Raw genomic sequence first — 21,925 nt, 5'->3', positions numbered from 1 at the left:
GCTCCAGTATGGCGGTCAGGCCAGCAGGGTCAGGACTATCCAGCCGGCGACTGCCGACGGCAGCATCGCGTCGATGCGGTCCATGATCCCGCCGTGGCCCGGCAGCAACGTGCCCATGTCCTTGATGCCGAGGTCGCGCTTGACCTGGGACTCGACCAGGTCGCCGAGCACTCCGGTGATCACCAGCATCAGCCCGAGCGGCACACCGATCCAGGCCGGTTTGTGCAGCAGGAACGTGACCGAAAGCACGGCAGCGGTGACGCCGAACAGCAGTGAGCCGCCGAGGCCCTCCCAGGATTTCTTGGGGCTGATCGCCGGAGCCAGCAGATGCTTGCCGAACAGCACGCCGGCCGTGTAGCCGCCGATATCGGCGAACACCACGGTGGCGATGACGGTGAAGACCCGGGCGCCGCCGTTGTCCTGGAAGATCAGCAACGCGGTGAAGCTCGCGAACAACGGCACCCAGGTGGCCAACAGCACCGAGGCGGCGATGTCACGGAGGTAGTTCACCGGCTGCTCGCGTAGGCCCTGACCGAGCAGGCGCCACACCATCGCGACCACGATCGTCCCGCCATAGGCGCCCAGCGTTCCTGCCACGCCCCACGGCCACGCCAGCCAGATCATCGCCTGCCCGCCGACCAGCAGCGGCACGACGGGCATCACATAATCGTGTTCCCGAAGCCGGCGGACCACCTCGTGGGTGGCGATCGCTATCGCGACCGCCAGCAGCGGCATCCACCACTTCGGGGCGAACAGCAGGCTGCCGATCGCCATCGCGCCCAGCACGACGCCGACGGCGATGGCGGCGGGCAGATCACGCCCGGCGCGCGAGCTCTTGGGCGCTGGCTGCGCGGCCGCGCCGCCGGTATCGGTTTCCGCCACTTCGATGCGTTGCTGAAAGGTGGCTACACCTCCAGCAATTCGCCTTCCTTGTGCTTGACCAATTCTTCGATCTGGCCGACGTAGGTGGCCGTGGCCTTGTCCAGGTCCTTCTCCGCGCGCCCGACCTCGTCCTCGCCGGCTTCGCCGTCCTTGCGGATCCGGTGCAGTTCCTCCATGGCGCGACGGCGCACGTTGCGCACCGACACCTTGGCGTCCTCACCCTTGGACTTGGCCTGCTTGACCAGGTCGCGGCGGCGTTCCTCGGTCAGCTGTGGGATCGACACCCGGATGATGTTGCCGTCGTTGGTCGGGTTCACCCCCAGGTCGGAGTGGCGGATCGCGTCTTCGATCGCCCGAAGCTGCGACGCCTCGTAGGGCTTGATGACGACCATCCGCGCCTCGGGCACGTTGACGCTGCACAGCTGGGTGATCGGCGTCGGCGACCCGTAGTAGTCGACGACGATGCGCGAGAACATTCCCGGGTTGGCCCGTCCGGTACGGATGGACGCCAAGTCGTCGCGGGCGACCGCGACGGCCTTCTCCATCTTCTCCTCGGCATCGAAGAGAGCCTCTTCAATCACGCGCCGCTCCTCCTCATCGCTTCGCTCTGCATCGTCGCCGGCGGAATCACTTGGGCATCCTCAACCGCTGACCAGAGTTCCGATCTTCTCACCTGCGACCGCCCGGGCGATATTCCCGTCGGTGAGCAGGTTGAAGACCAGGATCGGCATTCCGTTGTCCATGCACAAACTGAACGCCGTGGCATCGGCGACCTGAAGCCCGCGGTCGAGCACTTCGCGGTGGCTGATCTCGGTGAGCATCTCGGCGTTCGGATCCTCCCGCGGGTCGGCGGTGAAGACGCCATCGACCGCTTTGGCCATCAGCACGATGTCCGCGCGGATCTCCAGAGCACGCTGCGCGGCGGTGGTGTCGGTGGAGAAATACGGCAGACCCATGCCGGCGCCGAAGATGACGACGCGCCCCTTCTCCAGGTGCCGCACTGCACGCAATGGAATGTAAGGCTCCGCGACCTGCCCCATGGTGATGGCGGTCTGGACCCGGGTGACGATGCCTTCCTTCTCCAGAAAGTCTTGCAGCGCAAGACTGTTCATCACTGTGCCGAGCATGCCCATGTAATCGGAACGGGTACGTTCCATCCCGCGCTGCTGCAGCTGCGCACCGCGGAAGAAGTTTCCGCCACCGATGACGACGGCGACCTGGACGCCGCTGCGGACCACCTCGGCGATCTGGCGGGCCACCTGGGCGACGACATCGGGATCGAGGCCGACCGATCCGCCGCCGAACATCTCCCCGCCGAGTTTGAGTACCACCCTGTTGAAATGCGGGCGCAATTCCCCCGTGCCGGCACCGTTGCTGTTGGCCGTCTCCCCCATCAGACTCCTCGGACTAGTCGGGCTCCTGGCATGAGAGTGCCATCCCGGCGACATTCGGGACGGCAGTTCCATCCTGCCTCATCGCCGAAGGTGCCGATTTCCCGGGTTCTCCCTGGTGCGCGCATCACCACAGCACGGCGATACCCGCTGCGGCCAGCGATAAGGCCCCGACCGAGAGAAAGACCGGACGCGGCACGGGCTCCCCGGTCCGCCGCTGCCGGGCGTTGCCCATCCCGAGCAGGCCGCCGATCACCACCAGGATGGCGAGCTTGACCCCGATCTTGGGATAGTTCAAGACAATTCCGGCCGGCCACGGCGCGGCCAGCGCGAGCCCGGTGAGCAGTGACACGAGCAGGCCGTAGTCCATCAACCGGGTGGTGCGAAATCTCCGGGCTGCCCCTTCGGCCGCCCACGCGCCGAACGTCACCGCGAAGCCGACGATGTGCACCAGCACAACTACATGACGTAGTAGCTCCATGCGGCAGAGCCTACGACAGACCCGCCAGATTTCAGCCGAGATGCGCCGACAACAGCCAGGCCGCCATCGACTTTCGCCCCTTGGGCTCGTCGCGGAGATCGCCGCCGGCGAACTCGACCATATGGGCCATCTCTTCCGGCACGTTGGCGTGTATCCGCGCGGGCCGAATGTCGTCGATCACCCAGTACGGCTCGACGGCGGCGCGCAACTCCTCGGCGGTTACCGGATGCGCCGGCCCGTTGGCGGGCATGGTTCCGGCATCGAAGACCAGGACGAAGTAGGACGCCCCGGGCGCGGCCGCGCGCACGATCGACCGTTGATAGCCGTCGCGAAGTTCGACCGGCATCGAGTGGAACAGCGTCGAGTCGACGATGGTGCCGAATCTGCCGTCGTAGCCGTCGAAGTTGCTGATGTCGGCGACCTCGAAGCTGGCGTTGGCGAGTCCGCGTTTGGCCGCCTCCGCGCGGGCGAGTTCGATGGCCGTGGGCGAGAGGTCGAGCCCGACGGTGGTGAAGCCACGTTCGGCGAGGTACATCGAGACCGCCGCCTCCCCGCAGCCGGCGTCGAGGACGTCGCCGTGGAACTTGCCCTGCTCGATGAGTGCGGCGATTTCCGGCTGGGGTTCGTCGATGCTCCAGGGCGGCCGGAAGCCCTCGAATTCCGGGGCAGACTGACGGTAGGCGGAATCGAAGAGATCTTCTGTGCTCATACCTCCAGGAATATCAACATGGTTGATATATGTCAATATCATTGACATGGGTGGAGGTCACGACGAGCCGCTGGGCTACCTGCTGTACCGGGTGGCCTCGGCGTTGCGCGCCGAAGTGAGCGCCACCGCGCTGGAACCACTGGGCTTGTCATTTCCGCAATACATCTGCATGCGGATCCTGTCCCGCTTCCCCGACCGCTCCAACGCCGAACTGGCCCGCGACACGGGAGTCTCGCCGCAGGCGATGAACATGGTGCTGCGCAGCCTCGAAGAACGCGGGCTGGTCACCCGCCCCGACACGGTGGCGTCGGGGCGTTCGTTACCCGCAAAACTGACCCGCACCGGCGTGGATCTGTTGGAGCGCACCGACGCCGGAGTGCGCGCTGCCGAACAACGGCTGATGGTCGGCCTGAGCGCCGAGCAGCGGCGAGAATTCCGAACGATTCTCGCCGCCCTCGGCGACTAGCTCAGTCGTTGCGGATCTCGTGGTGCTCGGTGGTCTGCCAACCGCCCGCGATATCGCCGTGGTGATGGGCGTGGCAGGCCTTCGGCGGTGACGGCGGCAGGTCCAGCGCGGGATTTCCATCGAAGAAGCCGATCGGCTTCAAATGGAATCCCGCATAGGCGCACGGCATCACCGGCCAGTCCTCCGGGCGGACGATGTGGTGAGCGCCGAGGGTGTACCAAAGCACCACGTCGGTGTCGTCCAGCGGAGCGTCGTCCGCAAGGAACTCCGGCAGCCCCTGGGCGTCCGGCGACTGATACATGTAGTCGCCGGCGGCGAACTTCTCGGCCGGGTCGTACTTCGTCACCCACAGGTTGTGCTGAACGAACTTCGCCCGGTCGTAGATGTAGGAGCCTTCCTGAACCATCACCGGCACGATCTCGCGCGGCACCAGCTTGTAGGCCACCGGGCTGCCGAGTTCATTCTTCTTCGACGGGTTGGTGACCTTCCAATACCGGCCGGTGTCCCAGTTCCAATCCCTGGCGCCTTCAGCTTCCGAGGCGACGAGGGTGTCCCTGGTGATCCAGGCATTCTTGTGCGGATTGAGCTCCGGATCCGGCTCCGGGATCGAATCAACCTCGTAGACACTATTTTTCGCCCCGTCGACGGTCATGTCGAGTCGGAAGTTGAAGAAGTGCTGATGGTTGGGTCCGTAGATGCCGGGCGCGACGAGCTTGCCCCACCGCGGCGACTCCCCTTCTTCGACCGCACCCGTGGTGAGCACGCCCGACAGCTTGACCTCGACCTCGATCGACGCGTCGTTGTAGAAGTACCAGAAGAATCCGTACTCGTAGTTGCCCACGGTGCAGATCATCGAGACGACCAGCCGTCGTGAGCGCCGGACCTCCACCTCACCCGTACGGAAATCCGTGTGCTTCCACGAGATTCCGTAGTCCTCCTCATGCATGCAGATCGCGTTCGGAATGGTGACCGCCTTGCCGTCGGAATCGTGCACCATGCCGTCGAAGTAGAAGATCTCACCGAGACAGTCGCAACCCAGGGTCAGCGGATTGGCCGAGAAGCCCATGCCCACTTCACCCATGTCGAACACGTTCTTGTTCCAGTGGGTGGGCGACGTGTCGCCGTAGGGCACCACCATCTCCGAGAGCGAACCCCGATACAGGATCGGGCGGGTTTCACCTCGGTCGGTGTAGGTCACCTCGTGAATGGTCAGCCCCTCGCGGGGGTTGAATCCCACCCGCAGAGACCACTTCTGCCATTGGACCTTCCAGCCGTCGACGGTGAAGCTCGGCCCGTCGGGTTGGGTGATCTCGATGGTCTTGACGTCGTCGCGGAATTCGGTGAAGGCGGGGCGGTTGTCCTCACTGAACATGAATTCCGGCGAGTAGTTGCCTGCTTTGGGCGGCAACGGCACCACGCCGTGGTCTTCGACGTCGAGCACCGTCATGGAGTCGAGGTCGAAGGTCACGATCACCCCTTCCACCGGACGCGCGTAGCCGTGCTCCGATGGCGCCGCCCGCATGAACGTCAGCGGGCGACAGATCAGCGGCGAGTTCTCGTAGTGATCCTGCGCGCCGTAATAGCCGGCCGGCCAGGGGTCGATCATCGCCAGGTCGAAATCGGTGACGCCGCGCTTACGCATCGCCTCCTGCCAGCGCGGGTCTGCTCGGACCACCTCCTCGACGCCCGTCATGTGCTCGACCAGGTACGACGGGAATCGGCCGGGAATCGCGGTCCACGACTCCACCACCCGGGCGCCGATGTCGACGACCGATTCGTAGACCAGCTTGGCTGCCGCGTCGTACATCGTGCAGAACGCGCGCCGCGGGACATCGGTCATCGACTCAAATGTCAACTGCGCGTTCTTGTCCGGCTCGGCGAGCTGGATCATCACGAATTTCAGTGTCGGAGTCGCATAGTCGGACTCTTTGACGATGGTGGCCGCCATCTCGATCTCGGCGCCGCTGAGCGGGTCGAGCGGGTAAGCGGCACGGTCGTCGGTCGTTCCCGTGCTCAGCACGGTGCTGTCCATGGTCATTGTCGGTCAAACCGCCTCAGGGCTCGGTGATTCGGACTTCTTGAGGTCGAGCACGGCCAGATGGGCCAGTGCGTCTTCTTTGGTCATCTTGCGTGCTGAGCGGCGGCCGAAGATGTAGACGACGACGCCCAGGGCGAACATGCCGACCGCGATGCTGCCGGTCCACATCATCCAGGTGCTGTCGGAGACATCCTTGATCCACGACTTGGCGAACGAGTAGTAGATGCCGCCCAGGGTGCCCAGCGTGCCGATGGTCACGGTGACCCAGACGCCCACCGTGCCGCCGGGGATCCGCCAGAACTTCTCGGCGGCATAGCGATCGGCGTACTTCTTGCGCGCCAGGATGACCGGGAACAGGAAGAAGAACCCGGAGATCAGCCACGCGATGGACAGGCCGCCCTGCAGGAACACGGTGACGTTGGCCATGCTGCTCTGCGAGTACAACCCCACGATCAGCAGTGAGGACAGCACGCCCTGGATCAGCACGGCGGTGACGGGGTTACGCGTGCGCGGGTTGAGGTGGGTGAAGATTCGCGGCAGGTGACGCTCGAGGCCGGAGACGAAGATCAGCCGCGAGTAGGTCACCTGGTAGCTCATCAGCGCGACGAACACGATGCAGGCCAACACCACAGCCGCGACTTCCATCACGCCCTTGGGTGCGGCGGTGCCCAGCATGCCGATGACGCCGGTGACCGGGTCGACCTGATCGGCAGGCAACACCATCACGGTGCCCAAGGTGGTCAGCAGATAGATCAAGATCAGCGCGATCGATCCGTAGACCACCATCTTCGGGCCGCTCTTGCGGACCGAAAGGAACTCCGCGCCCATGTTGTAGGGAGTCTCGACACCGACCAGGTAGAGCAGCACCGTGCCGTACAGGAAACCCGCACCGGCGAAATCGGGCACCAAGGCGGCGTGCGCGGTGAACGGCTGCGCCGAGCCGTTGCGGAACGCGTAGACGACACCGGCGATGAAGATGACGGCCGTCAGGGCCCAGTAGATGACGAAGACGGTGTTCATGATGCGTTGGTTGGCCGCGAGTTTGGCCAGGGCCAGGCCGATGACGGCCCACAGCAGCGCCACCTGGATGATGATGGTGAGCGTCAGGCCCAGCTCGGCGTGGAAGGCCAGCAACAGGAACTGCAGGATGATCGCCGGCGACGACGCGGAGTTGAGGACCACCGGGATCCACGACAGGTAGCCGCCGATGAATCCCCATGTCTCGCCCATGGTTCGGGTCGCCCAGATGTAGACACCACCTTCCCCTGGCCACAGGTTGCCGAGTTCGGCGACCGCCATGCCCGCGGGGATCAGGAAGGTGAGGATGCCGAGAATCCACATCGGAATCGCGGTCCATCCACCGGCGGCCATGATCGACGAGCCGGTGATCCAGCAGATGATGAAGACGTAGGTGGCGGTCAGGCCGAAGGTGGTCATCACCTTCGGCAGGACCTGCTCGGGAACGAGCTCTGTGGTCAGCAGCTTGTCACGCCCGGCCGAGGCCGGCGCGTCTATTTGTTGCGTCATACGTAACTCCCCATCGGAGTTGGATCAATTGATGATTTGTCCGTCTCTCATCCGGACGACACGGCTCGCTTCATCGGCCACCGTGGGATCGTGGGTGCTGGCGACGACCGTCACGCCCAGCGTTGAGCACAGGTCACGCAGCATGCGCACCACCGTTTCCCCGGTACGGTGGTCCAGATTTGCCGTCGGCTCGTCGGCCAGCACCAATGTCGGGTTGCTGATCAGCGACCGCGCGATCGCGGTGCGCTGTTGCTCCCCGCCCGACATCTTGGTCGGCTGGTGGTGCACCCGGTGGCTCAGCCCGACCAGGTCGAGCAGATCGAGTGCACGCTGCCGCAACGCCTTACGGTCATACGGCTCGAACATCAGCGGCAACTCGACGTTCTCCACCGCGGACAGGAACGGGATCAGGTTGTAGCTCTGGAAGATGAACCCGATGGTGTCGTGGCGCAGTGCGGCGAATTGACTTTCGGTCAACCTCGCGGTGTCCCGGCCTGCGATCAGGACCGACCCTTTGGTCGGCCGGTCCAGGCCGCCGATGATGTTCAACAGCGTCGACTTGCCGCTGCCGCTCGGGCCCATCAGGCAGACGAATTCGCCTGGCATCACGGTCAGTTCGGCGGAGATCAGCGCTTTGACGACTTCGTCGCCGAGCTTGTGCAACTTCCACACGTCGCTGATCTCGATCACCGGCGACGGTTCGGGCGCCGATCCGACGTCGGGGGCGGCGTCTTCGACTGCGGTCATGTCTAACCTCCGGTCGACAGGGAGTGGACAGGGGGACGCGACGCCGCGTTCCAGGTGGGTATGACGCTGGTCGCCAGGGCGGCGGTAATGCTGACGGCGATCGCGATCGCCGCGCCGAACCCGAGGCCGCCCGCCGACACCCCGGTGGGCACCAGACCGAGCATGCCGAGTACGACGGCGGCGATGATTGCAAGTACCACACCGACTATCGCTCCGAGCGTTGCCGCGACCGCGGGTTCGACGAGCAGTGCGGCGATGACGGGACGACGCGGCACCCCGGTGGCACCGAGCACCCCGAGTTCGCGGGTGCGGTGCGCGATCGTGCGGGTGGTCGCCACGGCCACCTCGACGACACCCACCAACAGCACGGTGATCGCGATCAGGATGACGGCCCGGCCGATCTCGTTAGCATGGCCCAGCGACGCCGACTGTTCCTGAATGCCGGCCGACATTCCGAAGACGATGACGACGAGGAAGGCACCCGTCGCGGTGGTGACGATCGGTAGCACCATCTCGCGGACCCGGCGCCGCGCCGCCAGCCAGCCGTAGGAAAGTCCGAACCTCATCATCAGCGCGCTCCGAGTAGGTCGACCGGACGGTTCTGCAGTAGGCGATGTACAGGTATCAGCGCGCCGAGGATGGACATCGCGGGCAGGAAACCTGCCACCATGCCCGCCGCCTGCAGCCAGGCGACCGGGGTGGCGATCCCAGGAATCACCAGCCAGACAGCGACTCCGGCGGTCAGAACGCCCACCACATAGGCCGCCACGAACACGACGGCGGATTCGACGAGGAAGAAATAGAGCACCTCGTCGGCCAGGCCGATGCTGGACATGATGCCGAATTCACGACGGCGTTCCTGCACGGCCGCCAGGAAGGACGACACGGCGATGATGAAGCCCAGCACCAGTCCGATGATCGAGATGATGCCGAGTGTCGAACTGGTGACCTTGCCGGAGAACAGCGCGGAGAACTTCTGATCGAACGTCAGCGGGCCGGTACCGCCCACCGTGTCGTAGATCAGGCCTGGGCCGCCGGGATCGGGTTTGACGGACGGATCGGAGGTGGACCGCAGGCCCACCGCGTCACCGAAAGTGCTGCCGAGGCTGCGGCTCTTCTCCTGACCGGTCGGCGCGTAGACGGTCCACCACCCGTTGTCGCCCACCACCGTGCGCGCCAACGGCGTCGGAACCGTGACCGATTCTCCCGCGCCGCGCACCACCACAGCGAGGTTCTGTGAGCCGACGCTGATCCGGTCACCATCGTGCAGACCCAGTCGGTGCGCGATGCCGGAGCCCAAAGCTGCTTGCCCGTCCGGGATTTCGTCGTTGCCGCGCAGCGATACCGCCGTCCCACTGATGTCGGTGACTCCCGACAGCGTCTTGATCGCACGCCACCCCCCGGGGGCTTCGATCGCCGGTGCCGGACCATCGGCGACGAGCGCCTGGACCGAGCTGTCGTAGTGGACGCCCGCGGCAGGCACCGCCCACAGTTGAGCACCGCCGAGCACGTCGGTCACCGAATCGGCGCCGGTGATGGCGAAGCTCGACGAAATTGTGCGCACCACCGTCACGCAGGTGATCGCCAGGGCGATACCGAGAACCGACAGCACAAACCGTTCGGGCCGCCGGCGGATGTTCGCCCAAGCAAACCGGAGCAGACGCACGAACGTCTTGTTTCCAGATGTTGTGGCGATCACCGATGGCCGCGAAATCGTTGTGGAGGCAGAGGTTTCCACACCGAAATATTCGGCGCGGACTGTTTCGGCCACCGAATCCGCTGATGTCACTCGAGTTACGCGAACACCCCGGCTGTTAAATCAAGGTGTCTGCGGCAACTAGTGCGACAGCGGCTGTTGGTTCGCGGTGTCCATGCGCGGCCATGGCTGGGCCGCCTCGAGTTCGTAGGCGAGCTCCAGGAGTCGGCGTTCGTGGCCGAGCGGTCCGGCCAGCATCATGCCCACCGGCATCCCGGACGCGGATTGGGCCAGCGGCAAGGAGATCGCGGGCTCGCCGGTGGCGTTCTGCAGAGGGGTGAAAGCCACCCAGTCGATCAGTCGGTCCATGATCTGCTGGAAGTCCGCGGTGGGATCCAGATGACCGATGCGGGGCGTCTCCTAGGCGAGCGTGGGCATCAGGATCACGTCGTAGGTCTGATAGAGCCGGGCGGTGACTCGCCGCAGCCTGCGCAACCGCGTGATGGCGATCGGCAACTTGTGCAGGTTTCGACTGGCGTGCCGGTCGAGCCCCAAGGTGAGATTGTCGAGCTTCGTCTTGTCGAAACTCTGACCGAATGTCCGCTGCCCGGTTCGCACCAACGTCATCGCCAAAAACGCCCAGTACAACAGGAAGTCGTCCAGGAAGTAGCGCGGCACCGGCGGCTGGTCGAGGTACTCGACGTTATGGCCAAGGCCGGCAAGCAATTCGGCGGTCTTCAGGGTGTGGTCACGGATACTGGGTGCGGCCTGACGAATGACCGATTGGGTGACGACCGCGATGCGCAGCCGGGCGGTGCCGGGCCCGGTGACGGCACCGATCGGCGGAAGTTTTCGGTCACGCCAGACCCGCTCGGCTTCCCGGTAGAACGCGGCGGTGTCGCGCACACTGCGGGTCAGCACCCCGTCATTGACGATGCGCACCGGCATCTGTCGGGTCATCTTGTCCTGCGGCAGCCTGCCGCGCGACGGCTTCAGGCCCACCAGGCCGTTGCAGGCGGCGGGGATGCGGATGGAGCCGCCGCCGTCATTGGCGTGGGCGATGGGCACCACACCGGCTGCGACGAACGCACCGGAGCCCGACGATGACGCCCCGGCGGTGAAGTCGGTGTCCCAGGGATTGCGGACCGCGCCCAGGCGCGGATGCTCGGCAGAGGCACTGAACCCGAACTCCGAGAGCTGCGTCTTGCCCAGCGGCACCAGACCGGTGGCCAGAAAGAGGCTGGCGAACTCGCCGTGCGCGGGTTGTGGACGCGGCTCCCAGGCATCGGTGCCCTGCATCGTCGGCATGCCCTCGACGTCGACGTTGTCCTTGATGAACGTCGGCACCCCGTCGAAGTATCCGCGCCCGCCGGCGTACGCGCGCGCGAGTGCCCGCTCGAACGTCTGATGCGCCAAACCGTTGAGCGAGGGGTTGACCGCCTCGGTCCGCGCGATAGCGGCCTCCACGAGCTCGGGACGGGACACTTTGCCGGTGCGCAGGGCATCGACCAGGGCCACAGCGTCCATCGTGCCGAGCGCGTCGTCGCGGTAGGCGTTCACATGTTGCATTCCGCCGACGCTAGCAGGCACGTGTTCAATAACGCCGATGCCCGATATGGCAAAACCCCGCGTCTCCGGGATCGCCGGATGTGACGCGGGGTTTCCAGTGGACGGTTGGTGTGCCGTCCAAGTTTGGTGTCGAGCTAGGCCTGGCCGACTTCGAACCGGACGAACCGGGTCACGGTCACGCCGGCCTCGTCGAGCAGCGCCTTGACAGTCTTCTTGCTGTCGGACACCGACGGCTGGTCGAGCAGCACGACGTCCTTGTAGAAGCCGGTGACCCTGCCTTCGATGATCTTGGGCAGTGCCTGCTCGGGCTTGCCTTCGGCCTTGGCGGTCTCCTCCGCGATGTGGCGCTCGTTGGCCACGATGTCGGCGGGGACGTCGTCACGGGTCAGGTACTTGGCCTTCAGCGCGGCGATCTGCAGTGCCACCGAGTGCGCCGCCTCTTTGTCCGAACCGGTGTACTCGACCAGCACGCCCACGGCGGGCGGCAGGTCGGCAGCACGCTTGTGCAGATAGGCCTCGACGTTGCCGTCGAAGAACGTCGCACGGCGCAGCTCGAGCTTCTCGCCGATCTTGGCCGACAGCTCCGCGACAGCTTCCTCGACTGTCTTGTCACCGATCTTGGCGGCCTTGAGCGCCTCCACATCGGCGGCCTTGGACTCCGCCGCGGCCGCGACCACGTCGTTCGCCAATTTCTGGAACTCGGCGTTCTTGGCGACGAAGTCGGTCTCGGAGTTGAGCTCGATCATCGCCCCGCCCTTGGCGGCGACCAGGCCTTCGGCGGTGGCGCGCTCAGCGCGCTTGCCGACGTCCTTGGCACCCTTGATGCGCAGCGCCTCGACAGCCTTGTCGAAGTCGCCGTCGCTCTCCGCCAGGGCGTTCTTGCAATCGAGCATGCCCGCACCCGTGAGCTCCCGAAGCCGCTTGACGTCGGCAGCGGTGTAGTTAGCCATGTGGCCCTTTCCTAAGAACTAAGAACCTTCAGTGGTGGTTTCGGTCGCGACCGGCCCAGCGTCGTTGGGGGCCGACGCGGTTGCACTGGCGAGCAGCTCCTGCTCCCACTCGGCGAGCGGCTCGGCCGCGGCCCCGGAACCGGAGTCGGCCTTGTCGCCCGAACCGACGCCGGAGCGTGCCTGCAGACCTTCGGCCACCGCGGAGGCGATCACCTTGGTCAGCAGCGCCGCGGAGCGGATCGCGTCGTCGTTGCCCGGGATCGGGTAGTTGACCTGATCGGGGTCGCAGTTGGTGTCCAGGATCGCGATGACCGGGATGCCGAGCTTGATGGCCTCGCTGATGGCGAGGTGTTCCTTGTTGGTGTCGACGACCCACACCGCGGACGGCACCTTGGCCATGTCGCGGATACCGCCGAGGGACCGCTCGAGCTTGGTCTTCTCGCGGGTCAGCATCAAGATTTCCTTCTTGGTCCGACCCTCGAAGCCACCGGTCTGCTCCATGGCCTCGAGCTCCTTCATCCGCTGAAGGCGCTTGTGCACGGTCTGGAAGTTGGTGAGCATGCCACCCAGCCAGCGCTGGTTCACATACGGCATGCCGACGCGCGTCGCCTCTTCGGCGATGGACTCCTGGGCCTGCTTCTTGGTGCCGACGAACAAGATCGTGCCGCCGTGAGCGACGGTCTCCTTGACGAACTCGTAGGCCTGATCGATGTAGGTCAGCGTCTGCTGCAGATCGATGATGTAGATGCCGTTGCGGTCGGTGAAGATGAACCGCTTCATCTTGGGGTTCCAGCGTCGGGTCTGGTGCCCGAAGTGTGTGCCGCTGTCAAGCAGCTGCTTCATGGTTACAACAGCCATGGTTCGGCCATTCCTTATGTGTTGTCGGTTGTCGCCCGGCTTCGGGTGAAGCCAAGCCCTGGCGCCTGAGGCGTGCCGACCCGTCGTTGTGAATCCTCGGACGAGACCAACCGGCATGCTGTGGTGCAAGTGTCGACGTGGCGAACTTGCGGAACAGGCGCGCGAAGTCAACCCGCTCGCGCGAGTTGCAGGGGAAAGTTTACACCGCTCGAGGGGGTGCTTTGTCCACAGCGCCGCGCCCGTCCACAGTGTGGCTCCCGGCGGCTTTCGCATCACCGCATATCGCACTGAACTGCGGTGATGCGGGTCGTCGCGGTGGTGGTAGTGGCGTTGCTGGTGTGCGCGGGTACCGGCCGTGCCGACGCCGGCCGGCTGCTGTGGCCGCTGCGGCCTGCGCCGCCGGTGACCAGGGCCTTCGACGCTCCGTCACCGGACTGGCAGCGCGGCCATCGCGGCGTGGACCTGGCCGGAACGCCTGACCAGCCGGTTTACGCCGCCGGCCCGGCGACGGTGGTCTTCGCCGGGAGGCTGGCCGGGCGCCCGGTGGTGTCGCTGGCGCATCCCGGCGGGTTGCGCACCAGCTACGAACCGGTCGAGGCCACGGTGCGGGTCGGCCAGTTGGTCGATGGGTCGACGGCACTGGGCCGGCTCCTGCCCGGGCATGCGGGCTGTCCGGCACCGGCGTGCCTACATTGGGGCGCGATGTGGGGTCCGGCGTCACGAGCCGACTACATCGATCCGCTGGGCCTGCTGGTGAGCACGCCGGTCCGGCTCAAACCGTTGGCGGGGTGAGAATCCCAACCGCGAGCAGACACAAACTCGTACGAACTGGCTCTCGAAAATGCGAGTTTGTGTCTGCTCGCGAGAAGTAATTCTCCGTAGGCTGGTCGGCAATGAGCATCGCGCCCGACACGACCGTCGTCCTCGGCCACCGATTCGCCGCCGAGTTGCCCGAGATCGCGCTGCGCTGGCAGGCCGAAGCGGCACCCGATCCGCGGTTGCTCGTGCTCAACGAGCCGCTGGCCGCCGAGCTGGGGCTGGACCCCGCGTGGCTGCGCAACGCCGACGGCATCGGTCTGCTTGTCGGGAACCGGCTGCCCGCGGACGCCGAGCCCGTCGCTCAGGGGTATGCCGGCCACCAGTTCGGCGGCTGGGTGCCACGGCTCGGTGACGGTCGCGCTCTGCTGCTCGGTGAGCTGGTCGACGCGGGTGGGCGGACCCGCGATCTTCATCTGAAGGGTTCGGGCCGCACTCCGTTCGCCCGCGGCGGCGACGGTTTGGCGGCTGTCGGTCCGATGCTGCGCGAATACCTGATCAGCGAGGCGATGCACGCGCTGGGCATTCCGACCACCCGCTCGCTGTCGGTCGTGGCCACCGGGCGCATCGTTCAGCGCGAGACCGAGCTCGACGGTGCGGTCCTGGCTCGTGTCGCATCGAGCCATCTGCGCGTCGGCAGTTTCCAATATGTCTCTGCGGCAGGCGAATCAGAGGTGCTGCGCCGCCTTGCCGACCACGCGATCAGCAGGCACTACCCCGCCGCCGCCGAGGCCGACAATCCGTATCTGGCGCTGCTCGACTCGGTGATCGCCGCCCAGGCTCATCTCGTCGCACAGTGGATGCTGGTCGGGTTCGTCCACGGCGTGATGAACACCGACAACATGACGATCTCCGGTGAGACGATCGACTACGGGCCATGCGCTTTCATGGATGCCTTCGACCCCAAGACGGTGTTCAGTTCGATCGACTCGTGGGGCCGCTACGCATACGGCAACCAACCTTCCGTCGCCACCTGGAATCTCGCCCGCTTCGCCGAGGCGCTGCTCGGGCTGATCGATGAGGATCAGGACCGTGCTGTCGAGCTGGCGACCGAGTCGCTTCAGCAGTTTTCGCGGCTGTATTCAGTGGCATACGTGGCGGGTATGCGCCGCAAGCTCGGACTGAGCGACGACGTCGAAGACGCTGCGGCACAGGGACTCTGCGAGGACCTCGTGGCGCTGCTCGAGAGTGAGCGCGTCGACTACACGTCGTTCTTCCGCAGGCTTGCCGGCGGAGCGGTAGAGCCGGCATTCGAGGGGTGGGCGGGCCGGTGGCGCGAACTGAATCCCGACCTCGAAGCGATGCAGCGGGTGAATCCCGCCTATATCCCGCGCAATCACCTGGTCGAGGAGGCGCTGGCGGCAGCGTCCGCAGGCGACATGGAGCTGTTCGACCGGCTGCTACAGGTGGTCAGTTCGCCGTACGACGAGCGTGCGGGGTTCGAGCGCTACGCCGAGCCCGCACCCGAAGAATTCGGCAGCTGCTACCAAACCTTCTGCGGCACTTAGACCTTCAGGCGCGTGGGTGCGCCTGATCGTGCACGGCGCGCAGGCGCGCGACGGTCACGTGGGTGTAGAGCTGGGTGGTGGCCAGCGAAGAATGGCCCAGGATCTCCTGGACGATGCGCAGGTCGGCGCCACCTTCGAGCAGATGGGTTGCGGCGCTGTGGCGCAGACCGTGCGGGCCGATGTCGGGCGCGCCGTCGACCGCCGACATCGTTTGGTGCACGACGGTTCTCGCCTGACGGGGGTCTAGCCTCTTCCCGCGAGTGCCCAGCAGCAGCGCTGGGCCAGAGTCAGCGGTCGCGAGTTGGGGTCGGCCGTCGGTCACCCAGGCGGTCAGCGCCGCCAGAGCCGGCGCCCCGAACGGTACGGTGCGCTGTTTGTTGCCCTTGCCCAGGACGCGCACAACTCGCCGGCCGGTGTCGACGTCGTCGACGTCCAGGCCGCACAGTTCGCTGACGCGGATGCCGGTGGCGTAGAGCATCTCGACGATCACTCGGTCGCGCAGCGCGAGCGGGTCGCCCTGCTCGGCGCCGAGGTCGGCCGCGGCCATGGCAGCCATCGCCTGGTCCTGGCGCAACACCGCGGGCAGGGTGCGGCGCGCCTTGGGCAGCTGCAGCCGCACGGCCGGGTCTTCTGCCAGCAGTCCGCGGCGTGTCGCCCAGGCGGTGAAGGTCTTGACCGCCGAGGTGCGGCGCGCCAGCGTGGTGCGGGCCGCCCCGCTCGCGGACTGGGCGGCCAGCCAAGAGCGCAGAATCGGCAGGGACAGGCCGGCCAGCCCGGCGCCGGGTGCGCGTTCGTCGAGAAAGGCGAACAGCGATTTCAAATCGGTGAGATAGGCCCGTTGAGTATGTTCGGAGCGGGCGCGCTCCAGCGCGAGATGCTCGGCGTAATCGTCGAGGATCGCCGCGTAGTCACTCGGGTCCATTCCCCTACGGTTGCATCCCTGCGCACATGTGCGTGCACGAGCGCGCGGCGTGTCCCACGACGTGACTATTCCGTTGTAAGTGTCTGCGCCGCCATGCACCCGTCCCGCGGCTGCCGAACCACCCATCGTCGGTGCCTGCCGGCGCGGGCCGATCAGAAACCGGTCCGGCACTGAGGTAGTGCCAAAAGTCACTCTGGCTCGCCGGCGGGATGGGGGTCACCGGTGGCTTTCGCCCCTGCCTCCTGCGATCGCGCAGTGGTCCCATGAGCAAAGACACCACAAACGCCGAGACTCACCGTTGTTCGAAGGAGGACACGAATGAACTCTTGGCTACAGACCCTGCCTCCGACCGGGACGGTCGTACCCGTCCCGGGATCCGCACCGTCGCGATCATCGCAGCCCATCCCGAAATTGACAGGCCCGCTCTGTCGGCGTAGGTCGCCAACGCGGTGTGGCCCTGGCTCGCCGGTGCTGTTACCTCTTGAACGGGTTCCAGCGCGACCGCGGTGCTTCACTCGCGGCGTGACCCGAGCACCACTGCCCGGCGGGCACACCACGGCGTACGGCGTCGACGTGCATACCGCAGCCCGCCCAGGTCGTCTTGCCGCACACTCGGCACTTCACGGCTCGGCACATAGTGGTTCCTTTCCGAGAGAGCCGGCTCACGCCAGGCTCAAGAACAATCTCTCCAACTCATCGATCGTCAACGTCTGCGCTCCCCCGCCTGCGGAGGGGTCGATGCATTCGCGCAGGCCGGTGGCGATGATCGTGAAGCCCGCGCGGTCCAACGCCTTTGACACCGCCGCGAGCTGGGTGACGACCTCCTTGCAGCCGCGGCCGTCTTCGATCATCCCGATCACACCGCCGAGTTGACCGTGCACGCGGCGCAGCCGCGTCAGGGTTGCGGCGACGGCGGCATCGCACTGCGGCTGCTGATCTTTCTCGACGTCAGCACCGTCGGCTTTTCCGTTTCGCACCGTTTCTTTATACCATACCCCCTATGGTATAGATACCTGGGACGGAGCCCGCGTTATGCGGTCTGAGTCGGGGCACACGAAAGGGAGACGCCGCCAATGTTTGGCTTGTTGAAACGGTTCTGGGTGGCGGCGATCATCGTCGTCGCCCTTATAGCCGCAGTCGCCGTGGTCGCCCGGCTTCGAACCTTCTTCGATTCCGACAAGCCCTACATCGCCGCCGCGATGCCGGCCGACGCAATCAAGCCGATAAACACCAAGCGGGTGACGTATGAGATCGTCGGCCCGCCAGGCGCTTCCGGCCGGGTGAGCTACCTCGACGTCAACGGCAAGACGATCGAGGCGGCCTTTACCGACTTGCCGTGGTCGGTGACGGTGAGCACGACCGACCCAGGCGTGCTGGCCAATGTGGTCGCTCAGGGTGACACCGACGCATTGGGCTGCCGGATCCTGGTCGACGACAAACTCGTCGCCGAGAACTTCGCCAACGGCCGCGACGCGCAGGCCTTCTGTCTGGACAAAGCCGCATGAGCGCGCACACCAAGGAAACCCGGACCCGGATCCCCCGCACGATCCGGGCGCTCGCGGTTCCGATCATTCTGGTCTGGGTGGCCTTCACCGCGGCCGTGAATCTGCTTGTCCCACAGGTGGAGAAGGTCGGCATGGCCAACGCTGTGTCGATGTCGCCGCAGGACGCGCCCGCGGTGATCGCCGCCAAGCGGATGGGGGCGAAATTTCAGGAGTCCAGTTCCGACAGCATCGCCATGGTGGTGCTCGTCGGCGATCAACCCCTCGGCGACCCGGCGCACCGCTACTACGAGACCCTCATCGAGAAGTTCAAGGCCGACACAAAGCACGTCGAGCACGTCCAGGACTTCTGGGGTGACATGATCACCGCCGCCGGCGTGCAGAGCAGTGACGGCAAGGCGGCCTACGTCCAGCTGAACCTGGCCGGTGATCAGGGCAGCACCGAGGGCAATCATTCGGTGGATGCCGTCCGCACGATCATCGACGAAACCCCGCCTCCCGCAGGGTTACATGCCTACGTCACCGGGCCTGCGCCGTTGACAACGGATTCACTGGAGGCCAGCGACCGCGGCATGATCAAGATGACCGTGGTCACGATGATTGTCATCACGATCATGCTGGCCCTGGTCTACCGATCGGTGAGCACAGTGCTGCTCATTTTGGCAATCGTCGGCATCGAGATGGGTGCCGCCCGCGGCGCGGTCGCGGTGATCGGCCACCTCGGGATCATGGACTTCTCGACGTTCTCGGTCCCATTGATGACAGCACTGTCGATCGCGGCAGGTACCGACTACGCGATCTTCCTGATCGGGCGATACCACGAAGCCCGACAGAACGGCGAGGATCCGGAATCGGCCTACTACACCGCATTTCACGGCGTCGGTCACGTCATCCTGGGCTCCGGGCTGACCATCGCGGGTGCGATGCTGACGTTGCGGCTGACCCGGCTGTCGTACTTCAATTCGCTGGCCTACCCGTCGGCCATGGCCCTGATCATCGTCGTCGCCGCAGCACTGACCGTCGCGCCGGCCATCCTGGTCGTCGCCAGTCGGTTCGGTCTGCTGGATCCCAAGCGGATGATGAAGACCAGGGGGTGGCGCAAGGTCGGTACCGCGACCGTCCGTTGGCCCAAACCGATTCTCGCCGCGGCAACCAGCGTCGTGCTGCTCGGTCTGCTGGCCATGATCGGCTACAAGACGAGCTACGACGACCGCCGTTACATTCCCTCAGACGTCCCGGCCAACGTCGGGTACACAGCAGCCGAAAAACACTTCAGCACAGCGCGGCTCAACCCCGACATCATGACCATCGAGTCGGACCACGACATGCGCAACCCCACCGACATGATCGTGCTCGACCGGATTGCCAAGGCGCTGTTCAGAATCAAAGGCATCGCGATGGTGCAAAGCATCACCCGGCCGTTGGGCTCCCCCATCGCCCACAGCTCCATCCCGTATCAGATCAGCATGTCCTCGGTACCGATCACCCAGAATCTGCAGTTCTTGAAGCAACGCGTGGGTGACATCAGCAAGATGAGTGACGACATGAGCGCGATGATCGGCTCGATGACGCAAATGCAGGCGCTGATGGTGAAGTTCTCCGATGCGATGCACACCACCGTCGGTTCGGGCAACGGCATGGTGGACTCGGCGCACCGCAGCGTCGCCGACATGAACACCATGAAGGCGACGCTGGACCAGATGCGGGATAACATCGCCAACTTCGACGACGAGGTGCGGCCGTTCCGTAACTACTTCTACTGGGAGCCGAACTGTTTCAACATCCCGGCCTGCTTTGCGGTGCGCTCGGCGTTCGACGCCATGGACGGCGTCAACACCTTCAGTGACAACATGGCCGCGCTGCAGACCGACATGACCGCGATGGTCGACGGCATGGACAAGATGGTCAACGGCATGACCAGCATCGACGCGCTGGTGCCGCAGATGGTGCAGCAGTTCGGTCCGATCATCGCGACCGCCACCACCATGCAGAACACCCTGCAGACCATCCATAGCAGCTTCGACGGGCTGATCCAGCAGATGCAGCAGATGACCGACACGGCGACCGCGATGGGTGAGGCATTCGACGCATCCAAGAGTGACGACTACTTCTATCTGCCGCCGGAGGTGTTCGCCAATCCGGACTTCCAGAAAGGGCTCAAGCTGTTCCTCTCACCGGACGGCAAGGCAGCCCGGCTGATCGTCACCCACGACGTCAATCCGGCGTCGGAAGCGGGCATCTCGGTGGTCGACGATCAGCTGACGGCAGCGCACGAGGCGATCAAGGGCACCGCACTGGCCAACGCGGACGTCTACCTGACCGGCACCGCGGCGACCTACCGCGATGTGCAGGCAGGAGCCAAGTACGACACCATGATCGCCGCGTTCGCCGCTCTGACACTGATCTTCATCGTGATGCTGATCATCACGCGTGCGCTGGTGGCGTCGATGGTGATCGTCGGGACGGTCGTCATCTCGCTCGGTGCCGCGTTCGGCCTGTCGGTGTTCATCTTCGAACGAATCGTGGGCATCGAATTGAACTGGATCGTGCTGGCATTCGCGGTGATCATTCTGATGGCCGTCGGCAGCGACTACAACCTGCTGCTGGTGTCGCGGTTCAAGGAGGAGATCGGCGCGGGTATCAACACCGGGATCATCCGGTCGATGGGCAGCACCGGCACCGTGGTCACGGCGGCTGGACTGGTGTTCGCCTTCACGATGGGCTCGATGATCTCCGGGGACCTGCTCAATGTGGGCCAAGGCGGGATGACGATCGGGATCGGCCTGTTGCTCGACACGTTGATCGTCCGGTCCTTGATGACCCCGTCGATCGCCGCCATTCTGGGTCCCTGGTTCTGGTGGCCGCTGAGGGTGCGTCAACGTCCGGCCTACAGCGAGCGGATGCCTGCAGTCTCGCCCAAGCGGGATGTCAAGCCCGGACCCGGAGACGACACCGAGGTGCTCGCCCCGGCTTAACCGTCCCCCGCTTCGGCCTCAGCGAGTTCACGCTTCCACTGTTTGAACGTCTCTTCGGTGCGGCCGCGCCGCCAATAGCCGGAGATGGAGGCCCACTTGGCGTCGACGCCGCGCTCCTTGCGGATGAAGGGGCGCAGGTTGTGCATGACCGCTTGGGCTTCACCGTGGATGAAGACCTGGACCTGGCCCGGTAACCACAAGGTGGTGGTGACGGCCTCGACCAGCGGTGCGTTGTCGCCGGCCCGGTCGTCGCCGACGAGGTCGGCGCGCCCGCCGCGGTAGATCCAATTGATGGCCACGGATTCCGGCGCGTTGAGCTCGACCTCATCCTCGGGTCCGGCGACTTCGATGAACGCTTTGCCGACAGCGCTGGGCGGCAACGCTTCCAGGGCCGCACTGATGGCGGGAAGTCCAGCCTCGTCGCCGGCGAACAGATGCCAGTCGGCGGCCGGGTCCGGCGCATAGGCCCCGCCAGGCCCCATCAGATAGACGGTGTCGCCGGGCGTGGCGGCCGCCGCCCACGGTCCGGCCACGCCGTGCTCACCGTGGACCACGAAATCGACCGTGATCTGGCGGGCATGCGGGTCGACGCGGCGCACCGTGTAGGTGCGCACCGTGGGCTGCTGTTCGGCCGGAAGGCCGGCGAAGCTGTCCAGCGTCAGCGGGTGCGGCAGTGACGCGATGTCGACGTCGTCGCGGACGAAGACGAATTTGACGTAGGAGTCGGTGAACTCACCGGGTGTGAACGTATCGAACCCGGTGCCGCCGAGGACGACGCGCACCATGTGCGGCGCCAGCTGCTCGGTACTGACGACCTGAAATGTGTGTAGTGGTCGACCCGCCACAATCGCCTCCCGACGAAAATCGATAGCCAACCGTCTCGACTAT

At 65.5% G+C, this 21,925-nt stretch carries 21 protein-coding genes and 1 pseudogene; 5 read left to right on the top strand and 17 right to left on the bottom strand.

From position 1 onward, the window contains the following. Window positions 1-15: 15 nt before the first annotated feature. The 5 genes from BST42_RS01745 to BST42_RS01725 all read right to left on the bottom strand — a co-directional run bounded on the left by BST42_RS01745 (window position 16) and on the right by BST42_RS01725 (window position 3,463). Entirely contained in the window at window positions 16-882 is an 867-nt protein-coding gene (locus BST42_RS01745) for a phosphatidate cytidylyltransferase (RefSeq protein ID WP_110918426.1), read from the bottom strand. A gap of 23 nt (window positions 883-905) precedes the next feature. Then, window positions 906-1,463 carry a ribosome recycling factor gene (gene frr / locus BST42_RS01740; RefSeq protein WP_083116823.1) on the bottom strand — a complete coding sequence of 186 codons (558 nt, stop codon included), beginning with the start codon at window positions 1,461-1,463 and terminating at the stop codon, window positions 906-908. Between the two features lie 60 nt (window positions 1,464-1,523). After that, window positions 1,524-2,276: a UMP kinase gene (gene pyrH, locus BST42_RS01735; protein WP_083116822.1), complete on the bottom strand. Its 753-nt coding sequence runs from the start codon at window positions 2,274-2,276 to the stop codon at window positions 1,524-1,526. A 124-nt stretch (window positions 2,277-2,400) separates the two neighbouring features. Continuing rightward, window positions 2,401-2,754, bottom strand: coding sequence for a Fe-S protein (locus BST42_RS01730; RefSeq protein ID WP_083116821.1), 354 nt, complete (start codon window positions 2,752-2,754; stop codon window positions 2,401-2,403). Between the two features lie 31 nt (window positions 2,755-2,785). Next, a complete protein-coding gene (locus BST42_RS01725) occupies window positions 2,786-3,463 on the bottom strand; it encodes a class I SAM-dependent methyltransferase (RefSeq protein ID WP_083116820.1) in 678 nt (225 codons plus the stop codon). A gap of 46 nt (window positions 3,464-3,509) precedes the next feature. On the opposite strand from BST42_RS01725, the gene BST42_RS01720 reads away from it, so the two are divergent. Then, window positions 3,510-3,929, top strand: coding sequence for a MarR family winged helix-turn-helix transcriptional regulator (locus tag BST42_RS01720; protein WP_083116819.1), 420 nt, complete (start codon window positions 3,510-3,512; stop codon window positions 3,927-3,929). 1 nt (window position 3,930) lies between these two features. Here BST42_RS01720 and BST42_RS01715 read toward each other — a convergent pair whose 3' ends face one another. The 8 genes and pseudogenes from BST42_RS01715 to rpsB all read right to left on the bottom strand — a co-directional run bounded on the left by BST42_RS01715 (window position 3,931) and on the right by rpsB (window position 13,314). Beyond that, window positions 3,931-5,967 carry a primary-amine oxidase gene (locus tag BST42_RS01715; protein WP_083116818.1) on the bottom strand — a complete coding sequence of 679 codons (2,037 nt, stop codon included), beginning with the start codon at window positions 5,965-5,967 and terminating at the stop codon, window positions 3,931-3,933. Window positions 5,968-5,973: 6 nt separating this feature from the next. Next, on the bottom strand, window positions 5,974-7,494 hold the full coding sequence (locus BST42_RS01710) for an APC family permease (RefSeq protein ID WP_083116817.1): 1,521 nt from the start codon (window positions 7,492-7,494) through the stop codon (window positions 5,974-5,976). 24 nt (window positions 7,495-7,518) lie between these two features. Beyond that, window positions 7,519-8,241, bottom strand: coding sequence for an ABC transporter ATP-binding protein (locus tag BST42_RS01705; RefSeq protein ID WP_083116816.1), 723 nt, complete (start codon window positions 8,239-8,241; stop codon window positions 7,519-7,521). A 2-nt stretch (window positions 8,242-8,243) separates the two neighbouring features. Further along, entirely contained in the window at window positions 8,244-8,810 is a 567-nt protein-coding gene (locus BST42_RS01700) for an ABC transporter permease (protein ID WP_083116815.1), read from the bottom strand. Further along, complete coding sequence (locus BST42_RS01695; protein WP_083117234.1) at window positions 8,810-9,979, bottom strand: FtsX-like permease family protein; 1,170 nt, start codon at window positions 9,977-9,979, stop codon at window positions 8,810-8,812. Before BST42_RS01695 ends, BST42_RS01700 begins: the two co-directional genes overlap by 1 nt. 99 nt (window positions 9,980-10,078) lie before the next feature. Continuing rightward, window positions 10,079-11,506 (bottom strand): annotated as a pseudogene (locus BST42_RS01690) (amidase). A 134-nt stretch (window positions 11,507-11,640) separates the two neighbouring features. Then, entirely contained in the window at window positions 11,641-12,456 is an 816-nt protein-coding gene (gene tsf / locus BST42_RS01685) for a translation elongation factor Ts (protein WP_083116814.1), read from the bottom strand. A gap of 18 nt (window positions 12,457-12,474) precedes the next feature. Continuing rightward, window positions 12,475-13,314: a 30S ribosomal protein S2 gene (gene rpsB, locus BST42_RS01680; RefSeq protein ID WP_083116813.1), complete on the bottom strand. Its 840-nt coding sequence runs from the start codon at window positions 13,312-13,314 to the stop codon at window positions 12,475-12,477. A gap of 300 nt (window positions 13,315-13,614) precedes the next feature. Between rpsB and BST42_RS01675 the strand changes: the two genes are divergently transcribed. After that, window positions 13,615-14,106 (top strand): M23 family metallopeptidase, encoded by a 492-nt coding sequence (locus tag BST42_RS01675; protein WP_083116812.1) that lies wholly within the window; start codon window positions 13,615-13,617, stop codon window positions 14,104-14,106. A gap of 101 nt (window positions 14,107-14,207) precedes the next feature. Further along, entirely contained in the window at window positions 14,208-15,638 is a 1,431-nt protein-coding gene (locus tag BST42_RS01670; RefSeq protein WP_083116811.1) for a protein adenylyltransferase SelO, read from the top strand. Between the two features lie 4 nt (window positions 15,639-15,642). On the opposite strand, the gene BST42_RS01665 is transcribed toward BST42_RS01670, so the two are convergent. From BST42_RS01665 to BST42_RS01655, 3 genes are all read right to left on the bottom strand, one after another. Then, window positions 15,643-16,560: a tyrosine recombinase XerC gene (locus tag BST42_RS01665; RefSeq protein ID WP_083116810.1), complete on the bottom strand. Its 918-nt coding sequence runs from the start codon at window positions 16,558-16,560 to the stop codon at window positions 15,643-15,645. A 474-nt stretch (window positions 16,561-17,034) separates the two neighbouring features. Next, on the bottom strand, window positions 17,035-17,196 hold the full coding sequence (locus tag BST42_RS30505; protein ID WP_494337760.1) for a DUF8730 family Cys-rich protein: 162 nt from the start codon (window positions 17,194-17,196) through the stop codon (window positions 17,035-17,037). A 26-nt stretch (window positions 17,197-17,222) separates the two neighbouring features. Next, window positions 17,223-17,459 (bottom strand): metal-sensitive transcriptional regulator, encoded by a 237-nt coding sequence (locus BST42_RS01655; protein WP_237159217.1) that lies wholly within the window; start codon window positions 17,457-17,459, stop codon window positions 17,223-17,225. Window positions 17,460-17,633: 174 nt separating this feature from the next. Here BST42_RS01655 and BST42_RS01650 point away from each other — a divergent pair, with 174 nt between their 5' ends. Both BST42_RS01650 and BST42_RS01645 read left to right on the top strand, forming a co-directional pair. After that, on the top strand, window positions 17,634-18,065 hold the full coding sequence (locus tag BST42_RS01650) for an MmpS family transport accessory protein (protein ID WP_083116807.1): 432 nt from the start codon (window positions 17,634-17,636) through the stop codon (window positions 18,063-18,065). Continuing rightward, the gene (locus BST42_RS01645) at window positions 18,062-21,037 is read left to right on the top strand and encodes an MMPL/RND family transporter (protein ID WP_083116806.1); all 2,976 of its coding nucleotides are present in this window, start codon (window positions 18,062-18,064) and stop codon (window positions 21,035-21,037) included. The genes BST42_RS01650 and BST42_RS01645 overlap by 4 nt, the downstream gene beginning before the upstream one ends. On the opposite strand, the gene BST42_RS01640 is transcribed toward BST42_RS01645, so the two are convergent. Next, a complete protein-coding gene (locus tag BST42_RS01640) occupies window positions 21,034-21,882 on the bottom strand; it encodes a siderophore-interacting protein (RefSeq protein WP_083116805.1) in 849 nt (282 codons plus the stop codon). The two genes, BST42_RS01645 and BST42_RS01640, sit on opposite strands and share 4 nt — an antisense overlap. Between the last annotated feature and the right edge of the window lie 43 nt (window positions 21,883-21,925).

The sequence above is a fragment of the Mycolicibacterium rhodesiae genome, from assembly GCF_002086695.1.
GTDB lineage: Bacteria > Actinomycetota > Actinomycetes > Mycobacteriales > Mycobacteriaceae > Mycobacterium > Mycobacterium rhodesiae.
Note: the sequence above shows the minus strand (reverse complement) of the source record. Positions and strands in the feature narration are given on the sequence as shown.

Excerpts from the sequence above, each read along its gene's own strand:
- pyrH (WP_083116822.1), bottom strand. The coding sequence starts at position 2,276 with ATGGGGGAGACGGCCAACAGCAACGGTGCCGGCACGGGGGAATTGCGC.
- BST42_RS01730 (WP_083116821.1), bottom strand. The coding sequence starts at position 2,754 with ATGGAGCTACTACGTCATGTAGTTGTGCTGGTGCACATCGTCGGCTTC.
- BST42_RS01725 (WP_083116820.1), bottom strand. The coding sequence starts at position 3,463 with ATGAGCACAGAAGATCTCTTCGATTCCGCCTACCGTCAGTCTGCCCCG.
- BST42_RS01720 (WP_083116819.1), top strand. The coding sequence starts at position 3,510 with ATGGGTGGAGGTCACGACGAGCCGCTGGGCTACCTGCTGTACCGGGTG.
- BST42_RS01715 (WP_083116818.1), bottom strand. The coding sequence starts at position 5,967 with ATGACCATGGACAGCACCGTGCTGAGCACGGGAACGACCGACGACCGT.
- BST42_RS01710 (WP_083116817.1), bottom strand. The coding sequence starts at position 7,494 with ATGACGCAACAAATAGACGCGCCGGCCTCGGCCGGGCGTGACAAGCTG.
- BST42_RS01705 (WP_083116816.1), bottom strand. The coding sequence starts at position 8,241 with ATGACCGCAGTCGAAGACGCCGCCCCCGACGTCGGATCGGCGCCCGAA.
- BST42_RS01700 (WP_083116815.1), bottom strand. The coding sequence starts at position 8,810 with ATGATGAGGTTCGGACTTTCCTACGGCTGGCTGGCGGCGCGGCGCCGG.
- tsf (WP_083116814.1), bottom strand. The coding sequence starts at position 12,456 with ATGGCTAACTACACCGCTGCCGACGTCAAGCGGCTTCGGGAGCTCACG.
- rpsB (WP_083116813.1), bottom strand. The coding sequence starts at position 13,314 with ATGGCTGTTGTAACCATGAAGCAGCTGCTTGACAGCGGCACACACTTC.
- BST42_RS01675 (WP_083116812.1), top strand. The coding sequence starts at position 13,615 with ATGCGGGTCGTCGCGGTGGTGGTAGTGGCGTTGCTGGTGTGCGCGGGT.
- BST42_RS01670 (WP_083116811.1), top strand. The coding sequence starts at position 14,208 with ATGAGCATCGCGCCCGACACGACCGTCGTCCTCGGCCACCGATTCGCC.
- BST42_RS01665 (WP_083116810.1), bottom strand. The coding sequence starts at position 16,560 with ATGGACCCGAGTGACTACGCGGCGATCCTCGACGATTACGCCGAGCAT.
- BST42_RS30505 (WP_494337760.1), bottom strand. The coding sequence starts at position 17,196 with ATGTGCCGAGCCGTGAAGTGCCGAGTGTGCGGCAAGACGACCTGGGCG.
- BST42_RS01650 (WP_083116807.1), top strand. The coding sequence starts at position 17,634 with ATGTTTGGCTTGTTGAAACGGTTCTGGGTGGCGGCGATCATCGTCGTC.
- BST42_RS01645 (WP_083116806.1), top strand. The coding sequence starts at position 18,062 with ATGAGCGCGCACACCAAGGAAACCCGGACCCGGATCCCCCGCACGATC.